Source organism: Micromonospora sp. NPDC049081 (assembly GCF_040648835.1).
Lineage (GTDB): Bacteria > Actinomycetota > Actinomycetes > Mycobacteriales > Micromonosporaceae > Micromonospora > Micromonospora antibiotica.
Genome location: NZ_JBEZEK010000013.1, coordinates 153,431 through 176,069, shown reverse-complemented (window position 1 = coordinate 176,069; position 22,639 = coordinate 153,431). Strand labels below are relative to the sequence as shown.

Here is a 22,639-nt window from a genome sequence, read left to right as displayed (position 1 = left end):
GTGGCTGCCACCGTCACAGCGGCGGCGGCCGTCACCACCGTGCTCGCCGGCGCCGCCTCGGCGGCCCAGGGCTGCCGGGTCGACTACCAGCCCAACGAGTGGACCGGCGGCTTCACCGCCAACGTCCGGGTCTCCCCGGGCGACACCGCCCTGAGCAGTTGGACCGTCACCTGGTCCTACCCGGGCGGCCAGCGGATCACCGGTGGCTGGAACGCCCAGGTCAGCCAGGCCGGCAGCACGGTCACCGCCCGCAACGCCGCCTGGAACGGCAGTGTCCCGGCCGGCGGCTCGACCGAGTTCGGCGTCCAGGGCACCAGCACCTCGGGTTCCGCCGCGCCGACCGGGTTCGCGCTCAACGGCGTACCGTGCAACGGCGCTCCGCCGCCGACCACCACGCCGCCGCCCACGACCCCGCCCCCGACGACGCCGCCGCCCACCACGCCGCCCCCGACGACCCCGCCGCCGACCACGCCTCCGCCGACGACCCCGCCGCCCACGACGCCTCCGCCGACGACGCCCCCGCCCACGACCCCGCCGCCGACCACCCCGCCGCCGGCCGGGTGCGCCGGTGCGGTGCTCTGCGACGGATTCGAGAACCAGACCGGCTCGACGCCGGCCGGCGACTGGAGCGTGGTCAACCCGGACTGCTCCGGGGCGGGCCGGGCGGCGGTGGACACGACCACCACGCACAGCGGTAGCCGTTCGCTGCGCATCGACGGCGCGGCCGGTTACTGCAACCACGTCTTCGTCCGGTCCAACAAGGACCTCAGCGCCGTGGGCACCGTCCGGTACGGCCGGATCTGGCTGCGCCACACCACCGCCCTGCCGACCCAGCACGTCACCATGACGGCGATGACCGACGCCGCCGACGGCAACAAGGACCTGCGGATGGGCGGCCAGAACGGCGCGTTGCAGTGGAACCGGGCCTCCGACGACGCGACCCTGCCCGAGCAGAGCCCGGCCGGGGTGGCGTTGAGCGTGCCGCTGCCCACCGGGCGCTGGACGTGCCTGGAGTTCATGGTCGACGGCAACCAGGGTCAGCTGCGTACCTGGCTCGACGGCACCGCCATCACCGGGCTGACCGCCGACGGGGTGCCCACCCACGACGTCGACGGCCAGTGGCTCAACCGCACCTGGCGGCCCCGGCTGACCGACCTGAAGCTGGGTTGGGAGAGCTACGGCGAGGGCGCGGACACCATCTGGTACGACGACGTGGCCCTGGGCAGCAGCCGGATCGGCTGCTGACCCCCGCCGGGACCGGGTGGCCGACGGGGCTGCCCGGTCCCGGCCGTGCCGCCCGAGCATTTCAGCCGGCGGTGACGTGCCGATCATGGTGCGTTCATCCACGGTTGCCAGGCTGACCTCTGGTCGGCGGGGTTCGCCTCCCGCCAGAATGTGGCTGACCGGGATAACCATCCCGATCGATACGTTCCTGTCGGCCCCCGCGACCCGGAGGACCCGTTGCGCACTCCCGCGAACCCCGTCACCCCCGTCACCGCCCCGACCGCCGCCGCCCCGCATCCCGCCGCCCCGCACCCCGTTACCCGACCGCACCGGCTGCTGGGCACCCTCGCGCTGCTGACCGCCATGATCGCGGCGGTGCTGGTCGGGCCGTCCGTGGTGACCCCGAGGCTGACCGACTCCGCGTCGGCGGCGGTCTACGGCTCCTGCACGATGTCCCGCTGCGCGGACGCCCGTACCGCCCGATCCGGCTGGTCGGCCAAGAGCTTCCCCACCAGCAGGGGCTGGTACGCCTGGAGCGGCGGCCTGTCGAACTTCGCCGGCTGCCAGTTCCACAACTACGAGGGGCAGCTCCCCGGCGGCGCCACCTACTACGAGTACGACGTCTACCCGCGGGTCTCCGGCGCGGCGCGGGACGCGTACCGCATCGTGGTGAACAGGAGCACCGGGGCGACCTGGTTCTCGCCCGACCACTACGCGAACTTCTACCGGATCTGAGCCAGGAACCATCGGGGTGGGCCGGTCGGCCGGCCCACCCCGGGTGAGCAGGAGGATGCACGATGACCGGACAGCGCCAGCCGGGCTGGCTGCGGGTGACCGACGAGCCGTCGCCGTCGGGGCATCCCACGCCGTCGCTCACCGTGGCCGGCGCGGCGGCCCGCACCCGTCCCGCGCTGTTCGACGCCCTCGCCGTCGCCCTCGACCTGCCCGGACACTTCGGCCGCAACTGGGACGCGCTCGCCGACGTGCTGGCCGAACGGCTCGACGCCGGCCCGCTCACCCTGGAGGTGACCGACGCCGGCCTGCTGCTCGCCGACGAACCGTCCGGCCAGCTCGGCACACTGCTCGACGTGGTGGGCGGGGTGTCGGCGGGTGCCCGGGAGCCGGTCCGGTTGGTGCTGCGGGACACCCCGCAGGCGTTGCCCGCCCTGCGACTGCGGCTCTCCGCCGTCCTCGGCGGCTGTGGCGTGGCCGTCCCACCCGGCGGCGGCGTCGCGCGCTGAGCGGTGCGGTGCCGTGCCGTGCCGGATCGTGCCGTGCCGGGTCGTTTCCGGCCACCGGCAGGCCCGGGGCGCTGCGCCGGCCCGGCCCGACCTGCCGGCGGGAGAGGCGCAGCGAAGGTGCCGGCCGGGCGAGGTCAGTTGGGGTGGTCGAGGATCGCGCTGAACCGCTCCTCGGCCAGGTCGAGCTGAGCGAAGATGTGCCGCTTCACCGGTGCCGACAGCGGGGTGTCCGGCCGGGCGATCAGATCCCGGAACACCGGCACCAGTGGGCGGTACTTCGCCGCCGAGCGGGCCACCTTGGGCCCGACGGCGTAGACCACCCCCACGCCGTTGTCGGTGAAGTCGGAGATCTTGATGACCCGGGCCCACGGCTCCCGGTCCAGGCTGGCCGCTACGTGCTCGCGGTACTGCACGTGCGGGTCCCGGTCCGGGTCGTACACCGGGTTGGTGACCGCGCCGACGAGCCGGGCCACCCGCGTCCCGAACCGGTCGGCCAGCGTGGCCAGCGCCGCCGCCGTCGGGTCGGACGCCTGCGCGCCGGCCAGCTCCCGGGGGTGGTCCTCCACCGCGTCGTGCAGCAGACCGGCGACGATCACGTCGACGTCGCGCACCTGGTAGTGGTGCATCATCCGGATCGCCACCCGCAGCAGGTGGTTGAGGTAGGGCTCCCGGGACCGGCGGTCGTCGCGGTGCAGCTCGGCGGCGAGGTCCAGGGCGGCGGTCAGCCGGTCCCGGTCGGCCGCCGCGAAGGCCGGCAGCTCCAACCGGAACCGGGCCAGCAGGCCCGGCTCACCGTGCAGCTCGGTGATCGCGTGCATCGGCATGGTGGCGAGGTACGGCGGGAACTCCATCGCCTACTTATAGCCGATCTTCACTGTCCAGCGGACCCCGTCGTCGGGCATGTGACCGGGTCACCTCCTGCCGGAAAGGTGCTTGACCAGGCGTACCGTCGTCCCGTCGGGGGTGCCGTCGAGCTGTGCCTCGTCCATCAGCCGGGCCATGATCAGTCGCCCCCGGCCCCGGTCGCGCCCGTCGGAGGGGCCGTCGCGCCAGCCGCCGGTGTCGGACACCTCGATCTCCAGCCGGCCGGCGTGCAGTCCGGCCCGTACCGTGACGGTGGCCCCGGACGCGAAGCGGCAACCGTGCTCGATGGCATTGGCGCACGCCTCGCCGACGGCGATCAGCACCACCTCCACGTCGGCCTCGTCCACCCCGGCCCCGGTCAGCCACGACCGCAGCGCCTCCCGGGTGGGGGAGAGCTGGGCCGGGTCGGCGGCCAGAGCGGCGCGGAACACCACCGGCGCGTCCCGGGCCGCCGGGCCGGCAGGTGGTGGCGTGCCGGGCGGGTCGTCCGCCGGGTGGCGTGCGGCCACCGGGTCGGGGCAGCTCGCGCCGACGTCGCGTCCACCCGTCACCCGCGCCCACCTCCGCTGATCCTCGCCGCCGGGGCCGGGCCCGACCGTCGTTGCCGCCATTGTCCCTGTCCCGGCCGGCCGTACCCGGACCAGGGGTCTTCCCGTGACGGTGACGCCGCACCCGGGTCCGGCGGGCGGGTGGTCCGGTGCCACCGGGCCCCGGCCGGGTCGGTCGGCGGTGGGGGCTTAGGAGGCCAGCCGCCCGGCGGGGTCGTGCACCGGGCCGGCGAGACCGAGGCCGCCGTCGGACTGGTTGATCTCCGACCAGACCGCGTCGAGGGAGAGGCCGAGGACGTCGGCGAGTACCGCGATGGTCGGGAAGGCGGGGGTGGCCACCCGGCCGGATTCGATCTTGCGGAGGGTCTCCGGGGAGAGCCCGGCGGCCAGCGCGGTGCCGAGCATCGACCGTTGGCCCCGGGCGCGGCGCAGCAGGGCTCCGAGGCGTTGTCCGCGTTCGACCTCGGCGGGAGTGAGCGGCAACCTGACCATGGCTGCGATTCTAGTACCGGGATAACATGACCGGGATACTTATTGGTGGTCCGAGGAAGGCGCTGCATGATCGAGATCCTGAACCCCGCCGACCTCCTGCGCGCGCGGGACACCGGCGCGCTGGTCGCCGACATCCTGCGGACGCTCAAGAGCCGCAGCGTGGTCGGCACCAACCTGCTGGAGATCGACAGGTGGGCGCACCAGATGATCGTCGAGGCCGGGGCGCAGTCCTGCTACGTCGACTACGAGCCGTCCTTCGGACGCGGGCCGTTCGGCCACTACATCTGCACCTCCGTCAACGACGCGGTGCTGCACGGCCTGCCCCACGACTATCCGCTCGCCGACGGTGACCTGCTCTCACTCGACCTCGCGGTCTCCCTCGGCGGCGTGGTCGCCGACTCGGCCATCAGCTTCGTCGTGGGCGACACACCGTCCCCGGAGAGCGTCGCGCTGATCGACGCGACCGAACGCGCGCTGGCCGCCGGGATCGCCGCCGCCGGCCCCGGAGCCCGCGTCGGTGACATCTCGTACGCCATCGGCAGCGTCCTCGGCGCGGCGGGATATCCGATCAACACCGAGTTCGGGGGGCACGGCGTCGGCTCCACCATGCACCAGGACCCGCACGTGTCCAACACGGGCCGGCCCGGTCGCGGCTACCGGCTGCGCCCCGGGCTGCTGCTGGCCCTGGAACCCTGGATCATGGCGGACACCGCCGAACTCGTCACCGACCGCGACGGCTGGACCCTGCGCAGCGTGACCGGCTGCCGGACGGCACACAGCGAACACACCATCGCCATCACCGACGACGGCGCCGAGGTGATGACCCTGCCGAGGTAGCCCCCGGCCCGGTCAGCGCGCCCCGCTCAACGCCGCCCCGGCCGATGTCACGCCGGCCGGGACGACCGACCGGTCGGACCGCACCGGCGACGGCGCGGCCCGACCGCAACGGGTCACCGTGACAGTTGGCCCCGGACGCGGGTCACCAGGGCAGTCGCCCGGCCCCGGCAAACGGCCCCACCACGAGCGGCACCAGCGGCGCGGGCACCGGCTGCGCCGCGCGCAGGGTCGGCGTCCAGCCGGCGTCGCCGCCCAGATCCGGGTCGTGGGTCGCGTTGTAGGCGGCCACCAGGTCGACCGGGCGCGGCAACGCCCGGTCGGCGTCCACCCAGTTGCCCCGGGTGGTGACGGCGGTGCCACCCCAGTCGTAGAGCAGGCCGTCGGGGGCGATGCCGGCACCGAGGGTGAAGAAGTTGTTCTCCACGTACGCGGCGGACTGCACGCCCACCCCGATCGCGTACGCGAAGTCGTCGCCGGCCAGCCGGTACCAGTTGTTGTAGACGTCGACCTGGCCGAACCGCACCCGGGGCAGCCGCTGGAGCACCCGGTCGAACAGGTTGTGGTGCAGCGTCACCTTCAACCGGCCGACGTCCGGCCCGACCGTGTTGGACGAGCCGATCAGCATCAGCTTGTCCCGCCCGGTGAACCGGTTGTACGAGGCGGTCACCAGGCTCGCCGTGTGGGTGACGTCCAGCGACCCGTCGTGCACCTGGTACGGCCGGCCGAAGTACACCGGCTGGGCGCTGTCCGGGTTGTCGCCGTCGGTGAAGGTGTTGTGGTCGACCCAGACGTGCTCGCTGCGGCGTACCGAGACCTGGTCGTACTGGGAGTTCCAGTTGCCGGTCGCGCCGTCGGTGGGCGACCAGGCCGGGAAGCAGTCCCGGGCGTCGTCGAAGGTCAGGTTGCGCACGATGACGTTGCTGGCCCCGTCGATCATCAGGGTCAGCCCGGTGAGGGTGGCCCCGTGCCGGCCGACGATGGTGGTGTTGGGCCCGACGTTGATCTGCGTCTGGCGGGTCTGGTTGGCCACCGAGCGCACCCGGGCCGCCTCCAGCGCCCCGGTCGGCGGCACCATGCCCCACACCGCCGGGTCGTACGCGGCCAGGTACGCCGGCAGGCTGTACTCCGGGTCGGCCAGGTCGGCACAGCCGAGCAGGTGGCCGTCGTCGGCGGCGAACCCGTCGACGGTGCCGTCCACGACGATCACCTTCGGGGTGGCGTTGCTCTTGTTGGTGGCGTTGTCGCCGCCCAGCGCGCGGACCAGGTCGGCCCGGCTGCGCACCAGGTGGACCTGGTCCGGGGCGGCCGCCGCGCCGCCGGTGGTGCCGGGGCCGTCGGCCGCCCAGCCGTCACCGGCCGGCAGGGTCTGCCGGGCGAACCGCTCGACGCCCCGGGGCGGCCCGTCGGGTGGCGCGGCGGACGCGGCGGTGCCCGAGGTCAGCAGGAGGGTGAGGGCGACCAGGGCCGCCCCGGTGGTGCGTGGACGCATGGGACTCTCCCGAAGGGTGGTGGTGGGTGGTGCGTCAGTCGTCCTGTGCCGCCAGGGGGATACGCGCCGGCGGCACCGCCCACGGCACCGCCAGCTCCGACAGCAGCGCGCCCTGCTCGGCGGCCCGGCGCAGCACCGCGTTGATCCCGCGTACCGTCACCACCCGCTCCGGCCCGCTGCCGGCGGCCGTGACCAGGTCGCCGTCGAGCATGGTCGGCTCGGGGGCCTGCCGCACCTGTTCCAGTACGGCGGTGAACGGTGCGGTGCGGGCCAGCGGGGCGATCAGCGGGGTGCCGTCCGGGTCGGCGCGGTGGGCGAGCAGGTTCGCCAGCAGCCCCTGCCGGCCCGGCACCTCCTCAGGGTGCGGGTCACCGGGCAGCAGCAGCCGGTCGGTCGGGTACTCCAGCACCGCCCGCCCGGTGGTGCCGGTGACGATCACCTCACCGGCGACGAAGTCCTCCCCGGCCAGCGTCACCGCCGCCACGATCGGCGGCCCGTCGGGGGTGACGATCCGCAGCGTGGCGGTGTCGTCCACCTCGATCGGCCGGACCCGGTAGCGCTCCAGCTCGATGCGGGCCGGCCGGACCGGGGCGCCGGTCACCGTCTCGGCCACCGCCAGGCACTGCATCACCGCGTGCGCCAGCGGGTTGGCCAACGCCCCGTCGAGCACCGGTCGGCCGTGCAGGGTGCGCCGGCCGGCCCACGGGGATCGGGCGTAGTAGCTGTCGGGGCGTTGCCAGCAGGCGACCGTGCCGATGCCGGTGACGGTGCCCAGCCGGCCCTGCCCGACGGCGGCCGACAACTGCGCCAGCGCCACCGACCCGAGCGCCTGGAAGCCGACCTGGCAGGCCCGGCCGGTCGCGGCCAGCGCCCCGGCCAGCGTCCGGTGTTCGGCGGTGGACAGCACCGGAGGCTTCTCCAGCAGCAGGTCGGCACCGGCGGCGAGGACGTCCAGGGCGATCGGCAGGTGGGTGTGCGGCGGGGTGCACACGATCACCACGTCGGGGCGGGCGGCGGTGAGCATCTCCCGGTGGTCGGTGTGCACGGTGGTCCCGGGCGGCACCGGCGCGGCCGGCTCGTCCTCGATCGGCCGTACGTCCACCAGCGCCACCAGCCGCAGCCGTCCCGCCGCGTGCAGCGGGGCCACCGCCCGCCGGTGCCAGCGGCCGTGCCCGTTCGCGCCGACGATCGCCACCCGGGGCACGGCGACCCCGGTCCCGGCGGGGTGGTCGGGCCGGGCGGCCCCGGTCGGGCCGCCCGGCGGTGACCCGGCCGGGGAGCCCGGTGGTGTCCCGGTGGTCGCCGCCGGTGCGCCCTGGGCGGCGAGCCCGCCGACGGCGGCCGGCGGCACCGGGGCGGTCACGCCGCACCGGCCAGGACCGCCGCCACCGGGTGGGTACGCAACGCGCCCAGCCAGCCGGCGACGTCGGTGCGGAACCCGTCGTCGTCGGCGAGCGCGGCCGGGAAGACCTCCGGCAGGGCGAACAGCGCCTCCACCGTCCCGGCGGGGGTGCCCCCGGCGGTGGCGAGCGCGGCGGTGATCCGGTCGGCCAGCGGGTCGTCCAGCGGCAGCACCGTGCCGTCGTCGGCCCGCCCGTCGAGGAACCGCAGCCAGGCCGCCACGACCAGCGCCGACCAGTACGCCGGCCGGCCCTGCGCGCGCAGGTCGACGGCGGTGTGCAGGACCCGCTGCGGCAGCTTCTGCGACCCGTCCATCGCCACCTGGAGGGTGCGGTGCCGGATCGCCGGGTTGGCGAAGCGGGCCAGCACCTCGTCGCCGTACCCGGTGACCCGTACCCCGTCGGGTGGGGTGAAGCTCCCGGCCACGTCGTCGGCGACGAACCGGCGCAGCACGTCGGTCAGGCCGGGCAGGGCCAGCGCCTCGGCGATCGTCTCGCGGCCGGCCACCGCACCCAGGTAGGCCACCGCCGAGTGCACGCCGTTGAGGCCGCGCAGCTTCAGCCGTTCCCACGGGCCGGCGTCGGTGGTGAGCACCGCACCGGCCCGCTCCCACCGGGGCCGGCCGCCGGGGAAGTCGTCCTCCACCACCCACTGGGTGTAGGGCTCGGCGGCCACCGCCGCCAGGTCGGTCACCCCGAGCGCGGCGCGGGCGTCTGCCAACGTCGCGTCGGTGCTGGCCGGGACGATCCGATCCACCATCGTGCCGGGGAAGCTCACCTGCCCGGCGAGGGCGTCCAGCACGGCGTCCGGCACCCCGGCCAGGGCCAGCGACTGCTGCACCAGGCCGCGCAGCCGACGCCCGTTGGACGGCAGGTTGTCGCAGCTGACCAGCGCGATCGGCCCCGCCTGTGCGGCGGCACGGGCGAGCAGCCCGCGCACCAGCAGGCCGGGTACGGTGACCGGTAGCCGGTCGGTGGTCAGGTCGCGGGTCAGCTCCGGGTCGGCCCGCAGCACCCCGGAGACCGGGTCCAGGTGGTACGCCTTCTCGGTCACCGTCAGCGTCACCACCCGGATCGCCGGGTCGGCGAGCAGCGCGACCACCGCCGCCGGGTCGCTGGCGGCGTGCCGTACCCCGGCCAGCGCGCCGACGACCCGGGTCTCGGACCGGTCGGCGGTCAGCGTGGTGACGCTGAACAGCGCGTCCTGCGCCGCGAGGGCCTCGACCAGGGTGGTGCTGCGCGGCGCGACGCCGATGATGCCCCAGTCGCCGCCGGCCGCGTCGACCGCGGCCTCGGTGTAGACCGCCTGGTGGGCCCGGTGGAACGCGCCCAGTCCCAGGTGGACGATGCCGGCCGGCACGCTGCCCGGTCGGATCAGCGGTCGGCTCTGCTCGGGCACCCGGCGCAGGGTGGCCAGCCCCAACCGGTCGGTGCCGACGTTCACCGCCATGCCGGGCCGTCCGGGAAGCGGAACCGGGCGATCGACTCGGGGCGCATGGTGGCGCTGTAGCCGGGGGCGGTGGGCAGCAGGTACCGGCCGCCCCGGGTGCGGACCGGGTCGACGAAGTGTTCGTGCAGGTGGTCGACGTACTCGACCATCCGCCCGTCCAGGCTGGTGCCGACCCGCAGGTAGTCGAAGATCGCCAGGTGCTGCACGTACTCGCAGAGGCCGACGCCACCGGCGTGCGGGCAGATCGGCACCCCGAACTTCGCCGCCAGCAGGATCTCCGCCAGCACCTCGTTGACCCCGGCGACCCGGCAGGCGTCGATCTGCATCACCCCGATCGCCTCGGCCTGGAGCAGCTGCTTGAAGATCACCCGGTTGGCGGCCACCTCGCCGGTGGCGACCCGGCACCGGCCGTCGGTCAGCCCGGTCACCGCGCGGGCGATCCGGGCGTGGCCGAGGATGTCGTCGGCGTGCGTCGGCTCCTCGATCCAGTACGGGTCGACCTCGGCCAGCGCGGTCATGTTGGTGATCGCCTCGTCGACGTCCCAGACCTGGTTGGCGTCCATCATCAGCAGCGCGTCCGGGCCGATCTCGGCCCGGATGATCCGCGCCCGGCGCAGGTCGTCGGCCGGCGGGCCGCCGACCTTCATCTTCATCGCCCGCCACCCCTGGGCGTACGCCTCGCGGGTCAGCGCCCGCACCTTCTCGTCCGGATACCCCAACCACCCCACCGACGTGGTGTACGACGGGAAACCGTTCTGCTCAAGTTCCGCGAGCCGTTCCGACCCTCCGACCAGTCCCTTGTCGAGCAGGGTGGCCGCCTCGTCGGGGGTGAGCGCGTCGGTGATGTGATGGAAGTCGATGTTGGCCACCAGCTCGTCGGTAGACAGCTCGGCGAGGTAGCGCCACATCGGCTTGCCGGCCAGCTTGGCCCGCAGGTCCCAGACGGCGTTGACCAGCGCGCCGGCGGCCATGTGGATGACCCCCTTCTCCGGCCCCAGCCAGCGCAGCTGCACGTCGGCGGTGAGCGAGCGCCAGAACGCCACCGGCTCGGCCGCGATCTCCTCGACGGTGTGCCCCCGCACGTGGTGGGCGAGGGCCTCGATCGCCGCGCAGGTGATCTCGTTGCCCCGGCCGTTGGTGAAGGTGAACCCGGCACCCGTCGGGCCGCCGTCGGTGCGCAGCTCGACGTAGCTGGCCGAGTAGTCACCCCGGTTGATCGCGTCGGAGCCGTCGCCGGCCGCCGCGGTGGGGAACCGGACGTCGTGCACGTCGACGTCGGTGATCCTGGTGCTCATGCGGACCCTCCGAACCTGAAGACCTTCTTGGGCAGCCGGTACGCCAGGTCGACGACCGTCTCGGCGGCCTCGTCCTCGGTCAACCGGTGCTCGGCGACGAGGCGGGCCAGGAAACCGGCGTCGATCCGGCGGGCCACGTCGTGGCGGACCGGGATGGAGCAGAACGCGCGGGTGTCGTCGACGAACCCGGCGGTGTTGTAGAACCCGGCGGACTCGGTGACCGCCTCCCGGAACCGGCGCAGCACCTCCGGGGAGTCCAGGAACCACCAGGGCGCCCCGAGGTAGAGCGCGGCGTAGCCGCCGGCCAGCGGGGCCAGCTCCCGGGTGAACGTGTACTCGTCGAGGGTGTAGAGCACCACCCGCAGCCGCGGGTCGTTGCCGTACGCGTCGAGCAGCGGGGCGAGCGCGTGCACGTACTCGGTGGCGTGCGGGACGTCGCCGCCGACGTCGCGGCCGTGGGTGGCGTACAGCCGGCGGTTGTGGTTGCGCACCGCCCCGGGGTGCAGTTGCAGCACCAGCCCGTCGTCGAGGGACATCCGGGCGAACTCCACCAGCATGTGCGCCCGGAACGTCTCGGCGTCGGCGGCGTCGGCGAGCCCGCGCCGGCCCTTGTCGTAGAGCCGGGCCGCCTCGTCGGCGCTCAGCGCCAGGGTGCGCGCGGTGGGGTGGCCGTGGTCGGAGGAGGTCGCGCCGGCCGCGACGAACGCCGCCCGGCGGGCCCGCAGCGCGTCCAGGTAACCGGTGTACGTGCCGGTGTCGACGCCGGCCACCTCGCCGAGCCGGGCCACGTTGTCGGCCCAACCGTCGAACTCCATGTCGACCACGTTGTCCGGGCGGAAGGTGGTGACCACCCGGCCGCCCGGCCCGCCCCAGCCGTCGGCGGCGAGCTTGGCGTGCGCGGCGAGGTCGTCCAGGGGCGACTCGGTGGTGGCGAGGACCTCGATCCGGAACCGTTCGAACAGCGCCCGGGGCCGGTACGCCGGCTCGGCCAGCCGGGCGGCCAACTCGTCGTAGACGGCGTCGGCGGTGTCCGGGGTCAGCGCCGTGTCCACCCCGAACACCTCGCTGAAGGTGCGTTCCAACCACAGTCGGGACGGGGTGCCCCGGAACAGGTGCCAGTGCGCGGCGAAGCGCCGCCAGATCGTCCGGCCGTCGGTCTCCACCGGGCTGCCGTCGACGCTGGGCACGCCCAGTTCGGCCGGGGGGACGCCCTGGCTGAGCAGCATCCGGGTGAGGTAGTGGTCGGGCACGATGAGCAGCCGGGCCGGGTCCGGGAAGGGTTGGTCCTCGGCCAGCAGCGCCGGGTCGACGTGTCCGTGCGGCGAGATGATCGGCTGCGGCCCGGCCAGGGCGTACAGCTCGCGGGCGATGGCCCGGACGCCCGGGTCGGTCGGCAGGAGCAGGTCAGGAGAGGTCGGCACGTCGGGGGACTCCTCGGATGCGGGCGGAGGGTCGGCGGTTCCGGGTGGACGGTCGTGGGGCCGGCCCGGTCAGGGCAGGGTGAGCAGGTCGGCGACGCGCACCGGGTCGCCGGTGGCGAAGGACCGGTTGGCGGCCAGGCCGGTGAGCAGGGCCAGTGCCCCGTCGTGGGCGGTGGCGGCCCGGTCCAGCGGGTCCGGTTCGCCACCGAAGATCACCCGGGTCATCCGGGTGTCCGCGCCGCCGTGGCCCTGCCGGGTGTAGCCCTCGACGGGGATCCGGGTGGGCGGGGCCCAGAACGGGCGCAGGGTCAGGTTGGCCTCGCCGTGCTCGGCGGCGGCCTCGTCGCCGTGCAGGGCCGCCCCCTTGAGCGCACCGGCGGCGGCCGGGCTGACGAAGTCGCTCTCGGTGACCTCCAGTTCCAGCCGGCCCCGGCTGCCGTTGACCATCACCCGGTAGCCCTCCCAGGGGGCGTACGCGGTGAGGTGGTAGGTCATCGTCGCGCCGGTGGAGTAGCGGGCCAGCACCGCCATGTCGTCCTCGATGGTGACGCCGGGGGCGAAGACGTTCTGGTCGCGGTGGTAGCCGTCCTCACCCTCGGCGTCGAGGTAGAGCTCCCGCAGTCGGGGGTGCTCGGCCAGCCGCAGGGCGAACGGGTCGTCGGTGGCGGCGGGGGAGTCGTGCGCCCGGTCGTAGTCGCGGGCGTAGCCGTGCCGGCGGCCGTCGTCGCCGTAGAAGAACAGCCGCCCGGCCGCGTACACCTCGACGGGGGTGGCGTCGAGCCACCAGTTGACCAGGTCGAAGTGGTGGCTGGCCTTGTGCACCATCAGCCCGCCGGAGCTGGCCTTGTCCCGGTGCCAGCGGCGGAAGTAGTCCGCGCCGTGCCGTACGTCGAGCAGCCACTCGAAGTGCACCGAGCCGATCTCGCCGACCGCGCCGTCGGCGAGCAGCCTTCTGACCTGCTCGTGCAACGGGTTGTAGCGGTAGTTGAAGGCGACGGTGACCTGCCGGCCGGTCTCGGCGACCGCGTCGAGGATGCGTCGGCAGCGGGGGGCGTCGGTGGTCATGGGTTTCTCGGTGACCACGTCGCAGCCGGCCCGCAGGGCCGCCACGATGTACTCGTCGTGGGTGACGTCGACGCTGGTCACCAGGACCACGTCGACCCGTTCCTTGGCGAGCATGGCGGTGAAGTCGTCGGCCCGGTAGGTCGGCACGGGCGGGTGGCCCAGCTCGGTCAGCCACCGGTTGTGCGCGTCCATCCGGGTCTGGTTGACGTCGGCGAAGGCGACCAGTTCGGCGGTGTCGGCGTGCTCGGTGACCAGGGCGCGGACGAACATCTCGGCTCGCGCCCCGGTGCCGACCAGGGCGTGCCGGCGGCGGGACGCGGCTGGTGGTGACATCGGGTGGACCTCCCCGGTTGCTGCAAAGGTTTGCAGTGAAGAAACCACGGCGATGAAGAGCACGTCAACGATCGATGCCAATCCCGTGTCATAGATCCCGTTTCGTGGGCTTAAAGGGGCATGGCGGGAGCGCCCCCGCAATCGACCTGTAACAAACTCCCGTTGACAGTGGAGCAACCGTTTGCATTAATTGGCGGCACCCACGTGACCCCGACCACACCATCGACGAGAGGGCCGCCCGTGCCAGCCACCATCCGCGACGTCGCGCGGGCCTCGGGCGTGCACATCTCCACGGTGTCCCGCACCTTCTCCGCACCCCACCTGGTCAACCCGGAGACCCGGGTCCGGGTGCTGGCCTGCGCCGAGGAACTCGGCTACCGCCCCAACCGGGCCGCCCGCGCCCTGATCACCGGCCGGACCCACAACATCGGCCTGATCATCGCCGACATCGCCAACCCGTTCTTCCCACCGCTGATCAAGGCGGCCGAGGGGCAGGCCCGGCACCGCGACTACCACGTCTTCGTGGCCGACACCAACGAGGACCCGGCCGCCGAGGAGGAGCTGGTCCACGCGCTGGCCAAGCAGGTCGACGGGGTGCTGCTGTGCAGCCCCCGGATGAGCAACGCGCTGATCGAGCAGGTCAGCCGGGAAGTCCCGGTGGTGGTGATAAACCGGCAGGTCACCGGCCTGCCCTGCGTGATGATGGACGTCGGCCAGGGGGCCCGCGCCGCGATCGAGCACCTGCTCGGCCTCGGCCACCGGCAGCTCGCCCTGCTCGGCGGCCCGCGCGGCTCCTGGACCAACCAGCAGATGCGCCGGGCGGCCGGGGCCGCCGCCCGCTCCGGCGGGGCCGAGCTGACCGTGCTCGGGCCGAACCCGCCCACCGAGACCGGCGGCAGCGCACTGGCCACCCAGGTACGCGACAGCGGCGTCACCGCCGTGCTCGCCTACAACGACCTGATGGCGATCGGGCTGATCGAGGGGCTCGACCACCTCGGCATCCGGGTGCCGCAGGACGTCAGCGTCGTCGGCGTCGACGACATCGCGCTGAGCCGACTCACCCGCCCCAAGTTGACGACGGTGGCCACGCCAACCGCGGCCGCCGGCCGGACGGCCGTCGACATGCTGCTGCAACACGACTCCGAACTCCGCCCCCGCGGCGGGGGACGGGCAGCGGCCGTCGGCGACCGACGCACCACCGCACAGGTAATGCTCCAGACCGAACTGGTCATTCGCGACTCGACCGGACCCCTACCCGGTCGATCCCGTCCCGGATCCGTTCCGGATGGCCCGGGCCCGCATCGCCTTGCGGACCCGGGCAGCCCGACCGTGACCACCGGTGGCGTCGTCGCCTCCTAGCCCGAGGAGTGAGCGCATGCACCCCGCAACGTCCCCCACCGCCGGCACGCCGGCCGAGCCGCACCACCGTACCCCCGCACCCCGTCGTCGATTCCTGCGCGGCCTGGTCGCCGCCGCCGTCGCCGTACCGCTGATGTTCGGCGCGGCGGCCTGCGGCGACGACGACGCCGGTGCCGACGGCCAGATCAAGCTCTCCATCTTCTGGTGGGGCGGTGAGGCGCGGGCCAAGCTCACCGAGGACGCCCTCGCCCTCTACACCAAGAAGCACCCGAACGTGACCTTCGAGAAGACCTGGCAGGCCAACCAGGGCTACTTCGACAAGCTGGCCACCCTCACCGCCGGCGGCAACCCGCCGGACCTGTTCCAGATCGACGACAACTACCTGTCCGAGTACGCCGGCCGCAGCACCGTGCTCGACCTCAAGAGCTACCAGGACTCCGGCAAGCTCGACGTGTCCAAGTTCCCCAAGAGCCTGCTGGAGTACGGCGTCGTCGACGGCAAGCTGGCCGGGGTGGCCTCCGGCGAGAACACCCAGGGCCTGGTCTACAACAAGACCCTGCTGACCAGCAACGGACTCCCGGAACCGACCACCGGCCAGAGCTGGGAGGAGCACATCGCCTGGGCCGAGCAGGTGGCCAGGAAGACCAAGATCCCCGGCACCCAGGACCCGAGCGCCGACTACAAGGCGTTCTGGGTGTGGCTGCGCCAGCAGGGCAAGGACCTCTACAACGGCAAGGACCTGGGCTTCACCGCCGAGGACGTGACGAAGTGGTTCGAGCTGTGGAAGGGCGCCCGGGACCGGGGCGCCACCCCCACCCCCGACGTGATCCACGAGGGCAACGCCAGCGACGTGACCAAGCAGCTCGTGGTCACCGGCAAGGCCGCGACCTCCTGGGTGTGGGTCAACCAGATGCCCGACCTGAAGAAGAACACCAAGGACGAGCTGGGCGTCGTCGCCTACCCGGGTGACCCGAGCGCCCAGTGGGCCCGCGCCTCGATGTACTGGTCGGTGTTCAAGAGCAGCAAGCACCGCGACACCGCCGTCGACGTGATCAACTTCCTGGCCAACGACCCGGAGGCGGCGGCGCTGCTCGGCACCGACCGGGGGCTGCCGTCGAACATGGACCTGCGGGCCAAGGTCAGCGAGACGGTGACCGACCCGGCGATGAAGCAGTCCATCCAGGTCGAGACCGAGCTGGCGCAGAAGTTCGGCACGTCGCCGCAGGTGCCGATCAAGGGACACAGCAAGGTCAAGTCCGAGCTGGTCAAGGCCGCCGAGAACGTCCAGTACAAGCGGGCCACCCCGGCCCAGGCGGCGGAGCAGTTCATCGCCGCCTGCAAGTCCGCGATCGCCTGATCGACCGGTCGCGGTCGACGAAAGGAGCCGGCCCCGTGGCCCTCACCACGGCCCCCGGCCGGACCGGACGCACCGGTTCCGCCCGCCCCCACGCCAACCGGCGTCGGGGCGGGCGGGACCGGCACGCCGAAGGACTGGCGGGTTACGTATTCCTCTCGCCCTGGCTCATCGGACTGATGGGCGTCACGGCGATCCCCATGCTGCTCTCGCTCTGGCTGAGCTTCACCAACTACGACATCCTCACCCCGCTGTCCGAGGTGCAGTGGGTGGGGCTTGCCAACTACGAGCGGATGTTCACCGCCGACCCGTCGTACTGGCACGCGGTCCGGGTCACGTTGACCTTCGCCCTGGTGGCCGTACCGCTGAAACTGGCCGCCGCCCTCGGGGTGGCGCTGCTGCTCAACAAGGCGTGGCGGGGGGTGGGCCTGTTCCGGGCGCTGTTCTACCTGCCGTCCCTGCTCGGTGGCAGCGTCGCGCTGGCCATCGTCTGGGTCAACATGTTCAACCGGGACGGCGCGTTCAACTCGTTCCTCGCGCTGTTCGGCATCGAGGGGCTGCCCTGGGTCAGCGACCCGGACTGGGCGCTGCAGACCCTGATGGTGCTGGCCATCTGGCAGTTCGGCGCGCCTATGGTGATCTTCCTGGCCGGGTTGAAGCAGGTCCCCACCGAGCTGTACGAGGCCGCCTCCGTCGACGGTGCCGGCCGGTTCCGCCAGTTCTGGCACGTCACCCTGCCGATGCTCTCCCCGGTCATCTTCTTCAACCTGGTGCTGGAGACCATCAACGGGTTCCAGGGCTTCACCGCCGCCTTCGTGCTCAGCAACGGCACCGGCGGGCCGGTCGACTCCACCCTGATGTACACGCTGAAGCTCTACATCTCCGGCTTCACCGACCTGGAAATGGGCTACGCCTCCGCGATGGCCTGGGTGTTCCTGATCGCGATCGGCCTGATCACCGTGGTCTTCTTCAGCACCGGGCGGTTCTGGGTGCACTACTCCGACGGGGAGAAGTGATGGTGGCGGTGACCTCGACGGCGCGGCGGCCCGGCCGGCGGCAGGGCGGCCGGCAGGCCGTACGCCTGCTGATCCTGATCGTGATCGTGGCGGTGGTGCTCTACCCGCTGCTGTGGATGGTGGGCACCTCGGTCAAGTCGCAGGAAGAGATCGTCAACAACATCGGTCTGCTGCCCGAGCGGTTCACCCCGGGCAACTACACCGCCGGCTGGGGCAACTTCGACCTCAGCTTCGGCACGTTCTTCCTCAACAGCGCCATGGTCAGCCTGCTGACCGTGGTCGGCAACGCGGCCTCCTGCCTGCTCGCCGCGTACGCCCTGGCCCGGTTGCGGTTCCGGCTGCGGGGGGTCTGGTTCGCTGTCATGATCGGCACCCTGCTGCTGCCCGGCCACGTGCTGATCGTGCCGCAGTACATCCTGTTCCGCAGCCTCGGCCTGGTCGGCGGGGAGTGGCCCTACCTGCCGCTGCTCATCCCGCAGTTCCTGGCCACCGAGGCGTTCTTCGTGTTCCTCATGGTGCAGTTCATGCGGGGCATCCCCCGCGAACTCGACGAGGCTGCCAAGATCGACGGTGCCAGCCCGTACGGCATCTTCCGGCACGTCATCCTGCCGCTGAGCCGCCCGGCACTGGTCACCACCGCGATCTTCTCGTTCATCTGGACCTGGAACGACTTCTTCCGGCAACTGGTCTTCCTGTCCAGCCTGGACGACTACACCGTCCCGGTGGCGCTGACCCTGTTCATCGACTCCACCAGCCAGAGCGCGGTCGGCCCGATGTTCGCCATGTCGGTGCTGTCGCTGCTGCCGGTCTTCCTGTTCTTCCTGGCCTTCCAACGGATGCTGGTCGAGGGCATCAACACCAGCGGGTTGAAAGGATGACCGCCGTACCGGTGACGGAGCCGGCCGAGGCGCCCCTGCGCCGGGACTGGCGCGACACCCTGCGCGACGCCACCGACCTGGCGCTGCTCGGGTTCGCCGTGACGCTGGCCGCGCTGCCGGTGCTCACCCTCGCACCGGCCCTGGCCACCGCCAGCGCCGCCGTGCACGACCGGCTGACCCTCGGCGGCTGGCCGGACCTGCGCACCACGCTGACCCGGTTCGGCCGGGCCCTGCCCGCCGGCCTGGTGGCCAGCGCCGTCGGGGTGGCTGTCGCCGTCGCGCTCGGCGTCGACCTGGTCGCCGTGGCCACCGGCCGGGTGCCCGGTGGCGGGCCCGTGCTGGCCGGCACCGCCGTGGTCACCGCCGCGCTGGCCGGGTACGCCGGGCTGACCGTGGTGGCGATCGGTCGTACCGGCGGGCGCGGTTTTCGGGCCGCGGCCCGGGTCGCCGCCCGGACCGGCCTGGCCCGGCCGGGGACCTGGGCGGCGGCCGGCGGGGTCTGCGCGGTGGCCGCTCTGTTGGGGATACTGGTCACCCCGGTGGCGGTGCCGATCCTGGCCGGCTACGCGTTGGCCGCCCTGCACGCCGTCGCCGCCCGCCGGTCCACCACCCGGACGGAGGCACCGTGACCGGTCACCCGCACCCCACCCCGGCCCAGCTCGGCCCGGAACCGGCCCGCCCCGGCGCGGACCCGACCGGATCCGTCCCGCCGCAGGTCCGGGTCGACCCGGACGGTCCGGGCGACGACGAGCCCCGCTTGCACGTCGGTGACGTCGAGGTGGCCCGGTACGTGGTGCGCCCCGACCTGGACCCGAAGCACGGGCCCCGGCCCTACCTGCACCCGGTGCGGACGCTGGCCGGCACCCCGGTCACCGACGCCCTGCCCGCCGACCACGTCTGGCACCTCGGGGCGTCGCTGGCGGTGCAGGACGTCGCCGGCACCAACCTGTGGGGTGGCCGGACGTACGTCCGGGACACCGGTTACACCTGGCGCGACGACCACGGGGTGATCGCCCACACGCGGTGGCGCGAACGCACCCCGGACCGGTTGGCGCACGTGTTGCAGTGGCGTGACCGCGACGGCGGGGTGCTGCTCACCGAGCACCGCCGGCTCGCCGCGACCCCGGTGGCCCCCGACGCCTGGGCCCTCGACGTCGACTACACCCTCACCGCCCCCACCGATCGGGACGTCCACCTGGGCAGCCCGGCCACCAACGGGCGACCCGACGGGGCCGGCTACGGCGGGTTCTTCTGGCGGGCCGTCGCCGACGGGGAGCCGGTCACGTTCACCGCCGACGCCGACGGGGAACAGGCGGCCAACGGCAGCGCCGCCCGCTGGGTCGTGCTGACCGGCGTCGCGCCGGACGGTGGGGCGTACACCCTGGTCTTCACCGGCCTCGGGTTGGGCGACCGGTGGTTCGTGCGGACCGCGATGTACCCGGGGGTCTGCGTCGCCTTCGCCTTCGACCGGCCGGCCGTGGTGCCCGCCGGTGGCCGCCGCACCGGCCGGCACCGGGTGCTGGTCGCCGACGGGGTACGCGACCGGGCCGGCGTGGTCGCCCTGCTCGCCGCCGCGGAGCCGGCGTGACCGCCGACCGGTCGGCCCCGGCACCATCCGCCGACCGGTCGGCTGAGCAGTCGTGGGTCGGGCCGGAGGTGGTCACCGTCGGCGAGTCGATGGTGGTGCTCAGCCCCGATCCGACGGGTCCGCTGGACCGGGCCGACCGGTTGGGTGTCTCGGTCGGCGGCGCCGAGTCCAACGTGGCCTCCGCGCTCGCCGGGCTCGGCCACCGGACGGCGTGGGTGAGCCGGGTCGGCGACGACCCGTTCGGCCGGCGGGTGCTGCGGCATGTCGCCGCCACCGGCGTGGACACCCGCCTGGTCACCGTCGACCCGACCGCCCCGACCGGCGTCTACCTCAAGGACCCGACGCCCGGCGGCACCGCCGTGCACTACTACCGGTCCGGGTCGGCGGCCTCCCACCTCGACCCGCAGGTGCTGGACGACCCGGCGCTGGCCGGGACCCGGCTGCTGCACCTGTCCGGGATCACCGCGGCCCTGTCGCCGTCCTGTGCGGCCCTGGTGCGCCGGGCGCTCACCGACCGGCCACTGCCCGCCGCCCGGGTCACCTTCGACGTCAACCACCGGGCCCGGCTGTGGTCGGCGGAGACCGCCGCGCCGGTGCTACGCGGGCTCGCCGACGCCGCCGACGTGGTCCTCGTCGGACTCGACGAGGCCCGCGCCCTGTGGGGCGTCACCGCCCCGGACGCCGTACGCGACCTGCTGCCCGGTCCGGAACTGGTGGTGGTCAAGGACGCCGACGTCGGTGTCACCGCGCTACCCCGCGGCGGACCGGACGTCTTCGTCCCCGCGCTGCGGGTGCCGGTGCACGAGCCGGTCGGGGCCGGCGACGCGTTCGCCGCCGGCTGCCTGTCGGGGCTGCTGCGCGGCCTCGACCTGGAACACTGCCTGCGGCTCGGGCACCTCTGCGCGGCCCCCGCCCTGACCGTGGCCGGCGACACCGCCCCGCCACCACGCCGGGCGCTGGCCGACCGGCTCCTGGCCCTGCCGGCGGGGGACTGGGCGAGCCTGGACCTGGTCGACGCCGGACTGCTCCCCACCCCCGCCACCGGAAGGAACGGTCGATGACCGCGCACGACTTCGCACCCCTGTTCGGCACCGCGCGGGTGATGGTGATCCTGCGGGACCTACCGCCGGCGGAGACCGTCCGGCTCGCCCAACGGGCCTGGAACCTCGGCATCGACGTGGTCGAGGTGCCGATCCGCACCCCGGACGCCACGCTGTCCCTGCGGGCGGCGGTGGAGGCCGGCAAGGACCGGGGCCGGCGGGTCGGCGCCGGCACGGTGCGTACCCCCGCCCAGGTCCGGCAGGCCGCCAGCGCCGGGGCGGCGTTCACCGTCGCCCCCGGGCTGGACCTGGCGGTGGCCGACGCGGCGGTCAGCTACGGCATCCCGCACCTGCCCGGGGTGGCCACCCCCACCGAGGCGCAGCTCGCGCTCGACCACGGGCTGATCTGGCTCAAGGCGTTCCCGGCGGTCAGCCTCGGCCCACAGTGGTTCAAGGCGGTCGCCGGCCCGCTGCCGGAGCTGCGGTTCGTAGCGACCGGTGGGATCGACGCCGGTAACGCCGCCGACTTCCTCGCCGCCGGGGTGCGGGTGGTGGCGGTGGGTTCGGCGCTGTCCGACCCCCGGCAGATCGACCGGCTCGCCGAGCTGGCGACGACCCCGGCCTGAGCCGGTGCCGACCCCGCCCACCCACCCGCCGTGGTGCCTGCCCGGTGTGGGCGGATCAGTCCGGGGCGGGGCCGAGGCTGTCCCGGACGACCAGGGTGGCCGGCAGCACCTCGACCCGGGGCCGGTCCGCCGCCGGGCCCAGGGCCAGGGTCATCGCCCGCGCGCCCAGCTCCACCAGCGGCAGCCGGACGGTGGTCAGCGCCGGGGTGACGTCGGCGGCGACCGGCATGTCGTCGAAGCCCACCACCGAGACCTGCCCGGGCACCGCGACGTTGCGGGCGCGCAGCAGGGTCAGCGCGCCGACGGCCATAGAGTCGTTCAACGCCACCAGGGCGGTCAACCCGGGGACGGCGTCGAGCAGTTCACCGGCGGCGCGGGCGCCACCGTCGCGGTCGAAGTCGGCGTAGCGGATGCGCTCGGCGGGCAGCGGGTGGCCGCCCTCGGCGAGCGCGGCCCGCAGCCCGTCGAGCCGGTCGGTGATCGTGGTCAGCACCTGCGGGCCGGCGACCACCCCGATCCGGGTGTGCCCCCGGCGCAGCAGTTCCGTGCCGAGCAGCCGGCCGCCGTCGGTGTTGGCCGGCATCACCGCGTCGCCCGGGTGTTCGTGCCGACCCACCACCGCCACCCGGCCACCGGTCGTCTCGTAGGCGGCCAGCTTCTCGGCGAGCCGGGCGGTGAAGGTGGCGTCGTGGTAGCCGGAACCGGCCAGCACGATCGCGGCGACCTGCTGGGCGCGCAGCATCTCCACGTACTCCAGCTCGCGTTCCGGGTCGCGGTAGCTGTTGCAGATGATGACCAGCCGGCCGTGGTCGGTGGCGACCCGTTGCAGCCCCCGGGTCAGCTCGGCGAAGTACGGGTCGGACACGTCGTGCACCACCACGCCGACCACGCTGCGCTGCGGGCGGGCCAGCAGCTGGGCGTGCGCGTTCGGCACGTAGCGCAGGTCGGCGACGGCCCGCAGCACCCGTTCGCGCAGGTTGTCGGCGACGGGCTTGCTGCTGCCGTTGATCACCCGGGAGGCGGTGGCGGGGGAGACCCCGGCGCGACGGGCGACATCGGCCAGCGTCGCCATGGGCACCCCCGAAAGTGTCCGGACCCGATCCGGGCCGCGCGGTAGCG

General features: G+C 73.7%; 22 protein-coding genes. 12 read left to right on the top strand and 10 right to left on the bottom strand.

From position 1 onward, the window contains the following. The 3 genes from AB0B63_RS20210 to AB0B63_RS20200 all read left to right on the top strand — a co-directional run bounded on the left by AB0B63_RS20210 (position 1) and on the right by AB0B63_RS20200 (position 2,465). Positions 1-1,245, top strand: a complete 1,245-nt coding sequence (locus AB0B63_RS20210) for a cellulose-binding domain-containing protein (protein ID WP_357020753.1) — start codon at positions 1-3, stop codon at positions 1,243-1,245. A 312-nt stretch (positions 1,246-1,557) separates the two neighbouring features. Beyond that, a complete protein-coding gene (locus AB0B63_RS20205) occupies positions 1,558-1,959 on the top strand; it encodes a ribonuclease domain-containing protein (protein WP_357020813.1) in 402 nt (133 codons plus the stop codon). A gap of 62 nt (positions 1,960-2,021) precedes the next feature. Then, complete coding sequence (locus AB0B63_RS20200; RefSeq protein ID WP_357020750.1) at positions 2,022-2,465, top strand: barstar family protein; 444 nt, start codon at positions 2,022-2,024, stop codon at positions 2,463-2,465. A gap of 134 nt (positions 2,466-2,599) precedes the next feature. Here AB0B63_RS20200 and AB0B63_RS20195 read toward each other — a convergent pair whose 3' ends face one another. From AB0B63_RS20195 to AB0B63_RS20185, 3 genes are all read right to left on the bottom strand, one after another. Beyond that, entirely contained in the window at positions 2,600-3,316 is a 717-nt protein-coding gene (locus AB0B63_RS20195; RefSeq protein ID WP_208566563.1) for an HD domain-containing protein, read from the bottom strand. A 60-nt stretch (positions 3,317-3,376) separates the two neighbouring features. Continuing rightward, on the bottom strand, positions 3,377-3,880 hold the full coding sequence (locus AB0B63_RS20190; protein WP_357020747.1) for an ATP-binding protein: 504 nt from the start codon (positions 3,878-3,880) through the stop codon (positions 3,377-3,379). Between the two features lie 186 nt (positions 3,881-4,066). Next, positions 4,067-4,369 carry a helix-turn-helix transcriptional regulator gene (locus tag AB0B63_RS20185; RefSeq protein WP_208566561.1) on the bottom strand — a complete coding sequence of 101 codons (303 nt, stop codon included), beginning with the start codon at positions 4,367-4,369 and terminating at the stop codon, positions 4,067-4,069. Positions 4,370-4,435: 66 nt separating this feature from the next. Between AB0B63_RS20185 and map the strand changes: the two genes are divergently transcribed. Next, positions 4,436-5,206: a type I methionyl aminopeptidase gene (gene map / locus AB0B63_RS20180; protein WP_208566560.1), complete on the top strand. Its 771-nt coding sequence runs from the start codon at positions 4,436-4,438 to the stop codon at positions 5,204-5,206. Between the two features lie 142 nt (positions 5,207-5,348). On the opposite strand, the gene AB0B63_RS20175 is transcribed toward map, so the two are convergent. The 6 genes from AB0B63_RS20175 to AB0B63_RS20150 all read right to left on the bottom strand — a co-directional run bounded on the left by AB0B63_RS20175 (position 5,349) and on the right by AB0B63_RS20150 (position 13,659). Next, positions 5,349-6,695: a pectate lyase gene (locus AB0B63_RS20175; RefSeq protein WP_357020742.1), complete on the bottom strand. Its 1,347-nt coding sequence runs from the start codon at positions 6,693-6,695 to the stop codon at positions 5,349-5,351. Positions 6,696-6,729: 34 nt separating this feature from the next. Beyond that, positions 6,730-7,899: a Gfo/Idh/MocA family oxidoreductase gene (locus AB0B63_RS20170; protein WP_357020810.1), complete on the bottom strand. Its 1,170-nt coding sequence runs from the start codon at positions 7,897-7,899 to the stop codon at positions 6,730-6,732. Positions 7,900-8,054: 155 nt separating this feature from the next. Then, positions 8,055-9,545 (bottom strand): mannitol dehydrogenase family protein, encoded by a 1,491-nt coding sequence (locus tag AB0B63_RS20165; RefSeq protein ID WP_357020739.1) that lies wholly within the window; start codon positions 9,543-9,545, stop codon positions 8,055-8,057. Continuing rightward, entirely contained in the window at positions 9,536-10,840 is a 1,305-nt protein-coding gene (locus tag AB0B63_RS20160; protein WP_357020737.1) for an enolase C-terminal domain-like protein, read from the bottom strand. Before AB0B63_RS20160 ends, AB0B63_RS20165 begins: the two co-directional genes overlap by 10 nt. Further along, positions 10,837-12,261: a glucuronate isomerase gene (gene uxaC, locus AB0B63_RS20155; protein WP_357020734.1), complete on the bottom strand. Its 1,425-nt coding sequence runs from the start codon at positions 12,259-12,261 to the stop codon at positions 10,837-10,839. Before uxaC ends, AB0B63_RS20160 begins: the two co-directional genes overlap by 4 nt. Before the next feature lie 69 nt (positions 12,262-12,330). Further along, positions 12,331-13,659: a Gfo/Idh/MocA family oxidoreductase gene (locus AB0B63_RS20150; protein ID WP_357020731.1), complete on the bottom strand. Its 1,329-nt coding sequence runs from the start codon at positions 13,657-13,659 to the stop codon at positions 12,331-12,333. A gap of 240 nt (positions 13,660-13,899) precedes the next feature. Here AB0B63_RS20150 and AB0B63_RS20145 point away from each other — a divergent pair, with 240 nt between their 5' ends. From AB0B63_RS20145 to AB0B63_RS20110, 8 genes are read left to right on the top strand one after another with little or no spacing between them, the layout of a single operon-like run. Continuing rightward, positions 13,900-15,018 (top strand): LacI family DNA-binding transcriptional regulator, encoded by a 1,119-nt coding sequence (locus AB0B63_RS20145; protein ID WP_208566554.1) that lies wholly within the window; start codon positions 13,900-13,902, stop codon positions 15,016-15,018. A 16-nt stretch (positions 15,019-15,034) separates the two neighbouring features. Further along, positions 15,035-16,375 (top strand): extracellular solute-binding protein, encoded by a 1,341-nt coding sequence (locus AB0B63_RS20140; protein WP_357020727.1) that lies wholly within the window; start codon positions 15,035-15,037, stop codon positions 16,373-16,375. Positions 16,376-16,410: 35 nt separating this feature from the next. Then, positions 16,411-17,388, top strand: a complete 978-nt coding sequence (locus AB0B63_RS20135; RefSeq protein WP_208566552.1) for a sugar ABC transporter permease — start codon at positions 16,411-16,413, stop codon at positions 17,386-17,388. After that, on the top strand, positions 17,388-18,266 hold the full coding sequence (locus AB0B63_RS20130; RefSeq protein ID WP_357020723.1) for a carbohydrate ABC transporter permease: 879 nt from the start codon (positions 17,388-17,390) through the stop codon (positions 18,264-18,266). The genes AB0B63_RS20135 and AB0B63_RS20130 overlap by 1 nt, the downstream gene beginning before the upstream one ends. Then, on the top strand, positions 18,263-18,895 hold the full coding sequence (locus AB0B63_RS20125) for a hypothetical protein (RefSeq protein WP_357020720.1): 633 nt from the start codon (positions 18,263-18,265) through the stop codon (positions 18,893-18,895). The genes AB0B63_RS20130 and AB0B63_RS20125 overlap by 4 nt, the downstream gene beginning before the upstream one ends. Further along, the gene (locus AB0B63_RS20120) at positions 18,892-19,854 is read left to right on the top strand and encodes a PmoA family protein (RefSeq protein ID WP_357020717.1); all 963 of its coding nucleotides are present in this window, start codon (positions 18,892-18,894) and stop codon (positions 19,852-19,854) included. Before AB0B63_RS20125 ends, AB0B63_RS20120 begins: the two co-directional genes overlap by 4 nt. Beyond that, a complete protein-coding gene (locus tag AB0B63_RS20115; RefSeq protein WP_357020714.1) occupies positions 19,851-20,915 on the top strand; it encodes a sugar kinase in 1,065 nt (354 codons plus the stop codon). The genes AB0B63_RS20120 and AB0B63_RS20115 overlap by 4 nt, the downstream gene beginning before the upstream one ends. Beyond that, complete coding sequence (locus AB0B63_RS20110) at positions 20,912-21,520, top strand: bifunctional 4-hydroxy-2-oxoglutarate aldolase/2-dehydro-3-deoxy-phosphogluconate aldolase (RefSeq protein WP_208566550.1); 609 nt, start codon at positions 20,912-20,914, stop codon at positions 21,518-21,520. The genes AB0B63_RS20115 and AB0B63_RS20110 overlap by 4 nt, the downstream gene beginning before the upstream one ends. A 55-nt stretch (positions 21,521-21,575) precedes the next feature. Here AB0B63_RS20110 and AB0B63_RS20105 read toward each other — a convergent pair whose 3' ends face one another. Beyond that, a complete protein-coding gene (locus AB0B63_RS20105) occupies positions 21,576-22,592 on the bottom strand; it encodes a LacI family DNA-binding transcriptional regulator (RefSeq protein ID WP_208566815.1) in 1,017 nt (338 codons plus the stop codon). Positions 22,593-22,639: the final 47 nt, after the last annotated feature.

Excerpts from the sequence above, each read along its gene's own strand:
- AB0B63_RS20200 (WP_357020750.1), top strand. The coding sequence starts at position 2,022 with ATGACCGGACAGCGCCAGCCGGGCTGGCTGCGGGTGACCGACGAGCCG.
- AB0B63_RS20195 (WP_208566563.1), bottom strand. The coding sequence starts at position 3,316 with ATGGAGTTCCCGCCGTACCTCGCCACCATGCCGATGCACGCGATCACC.
- AB0B63_RS20185 (WP_208566561.1), bottom strand. The coding sequence starts at position 4,369 with ATGGTCAGGTTGCCGCTCACTCCCGCCGAGGTCGAACGCGGACAACGC.
- map (WP_208566560.1), top strand. The coding sequence starts at position 4,436 with ATGATCGAGATCCTGAACCCCGCCGACCTCCTGCGCGCGCGGGACACC.
- AB0B63_RS20175 (WP_357020742.1), bottom strand. The coding sequence starts at position 6,695 with ATGCGTCCACGCACCACCGGGGCGGCCCTGGTCGCCCTCACCCTCCTG.
- AB0B63_RS20165 (WP_357020739.1), bottom strand. The coding sequence starts at position 9,545 with ATGGCGGTGAACGTCGGCACCGACCGGTTGGGGCTGGCCACCCTGCGC.
- AB0B63_RS20160 (WP_357020737.1), bottom strand. The coding sequence starts at position 10,840 with ATGAGCACCAGGATCACCGACGTCGACGTGCACGACGTCCGGTTCCCC.
- AB0B63_RS20150 (WP_357020731.1), bottom strand. The coding sequence starts at position 13,659 with ATGTCACCACCAGCCGCGTCCCGCCGCCGGCACGCCCTGGTCGGCACC.
- AB0B63_RS20140 (WP_357020727.1), top strand. The coding sequence starts at position 15,035 with ATGCACCCCGCAACGTCCCCCACCGCCGGCACGCCGGCCGAGCCGCAC.
- AB0B63_RS20130 (WP_357020723.1), top strand. The coding sequence starts at position 17,388 with ATGGTGGCGGTGACCTCGACGGCGCGGCGGCCCGGCCGGCGGCAGGGC.
- AB0B63_RS20125 (WP_357020720.1), top strand. The coding sequence starts at position 18,263 with ATGACCGCCGTACCGGTGACGGAGCCGGCCGAGGCGCCCCTGCGCCGG.
- AB0B63_RS20110 (WP_208566550.1), top strand. The coding sequence starts at position 20,912 with ATGACCGCGCACGACTTCGCACCCCTGTTCGGCACCGCGCGGGTGATG.
- AB0B63_RS20105 (WP_208566815.1), bottom strand. The coding sequence starts at position 22,592 with ATGGCGACGCTGGCCGATGTCGCCCGTCGCGCCGGGGTCTCCCCCGCC.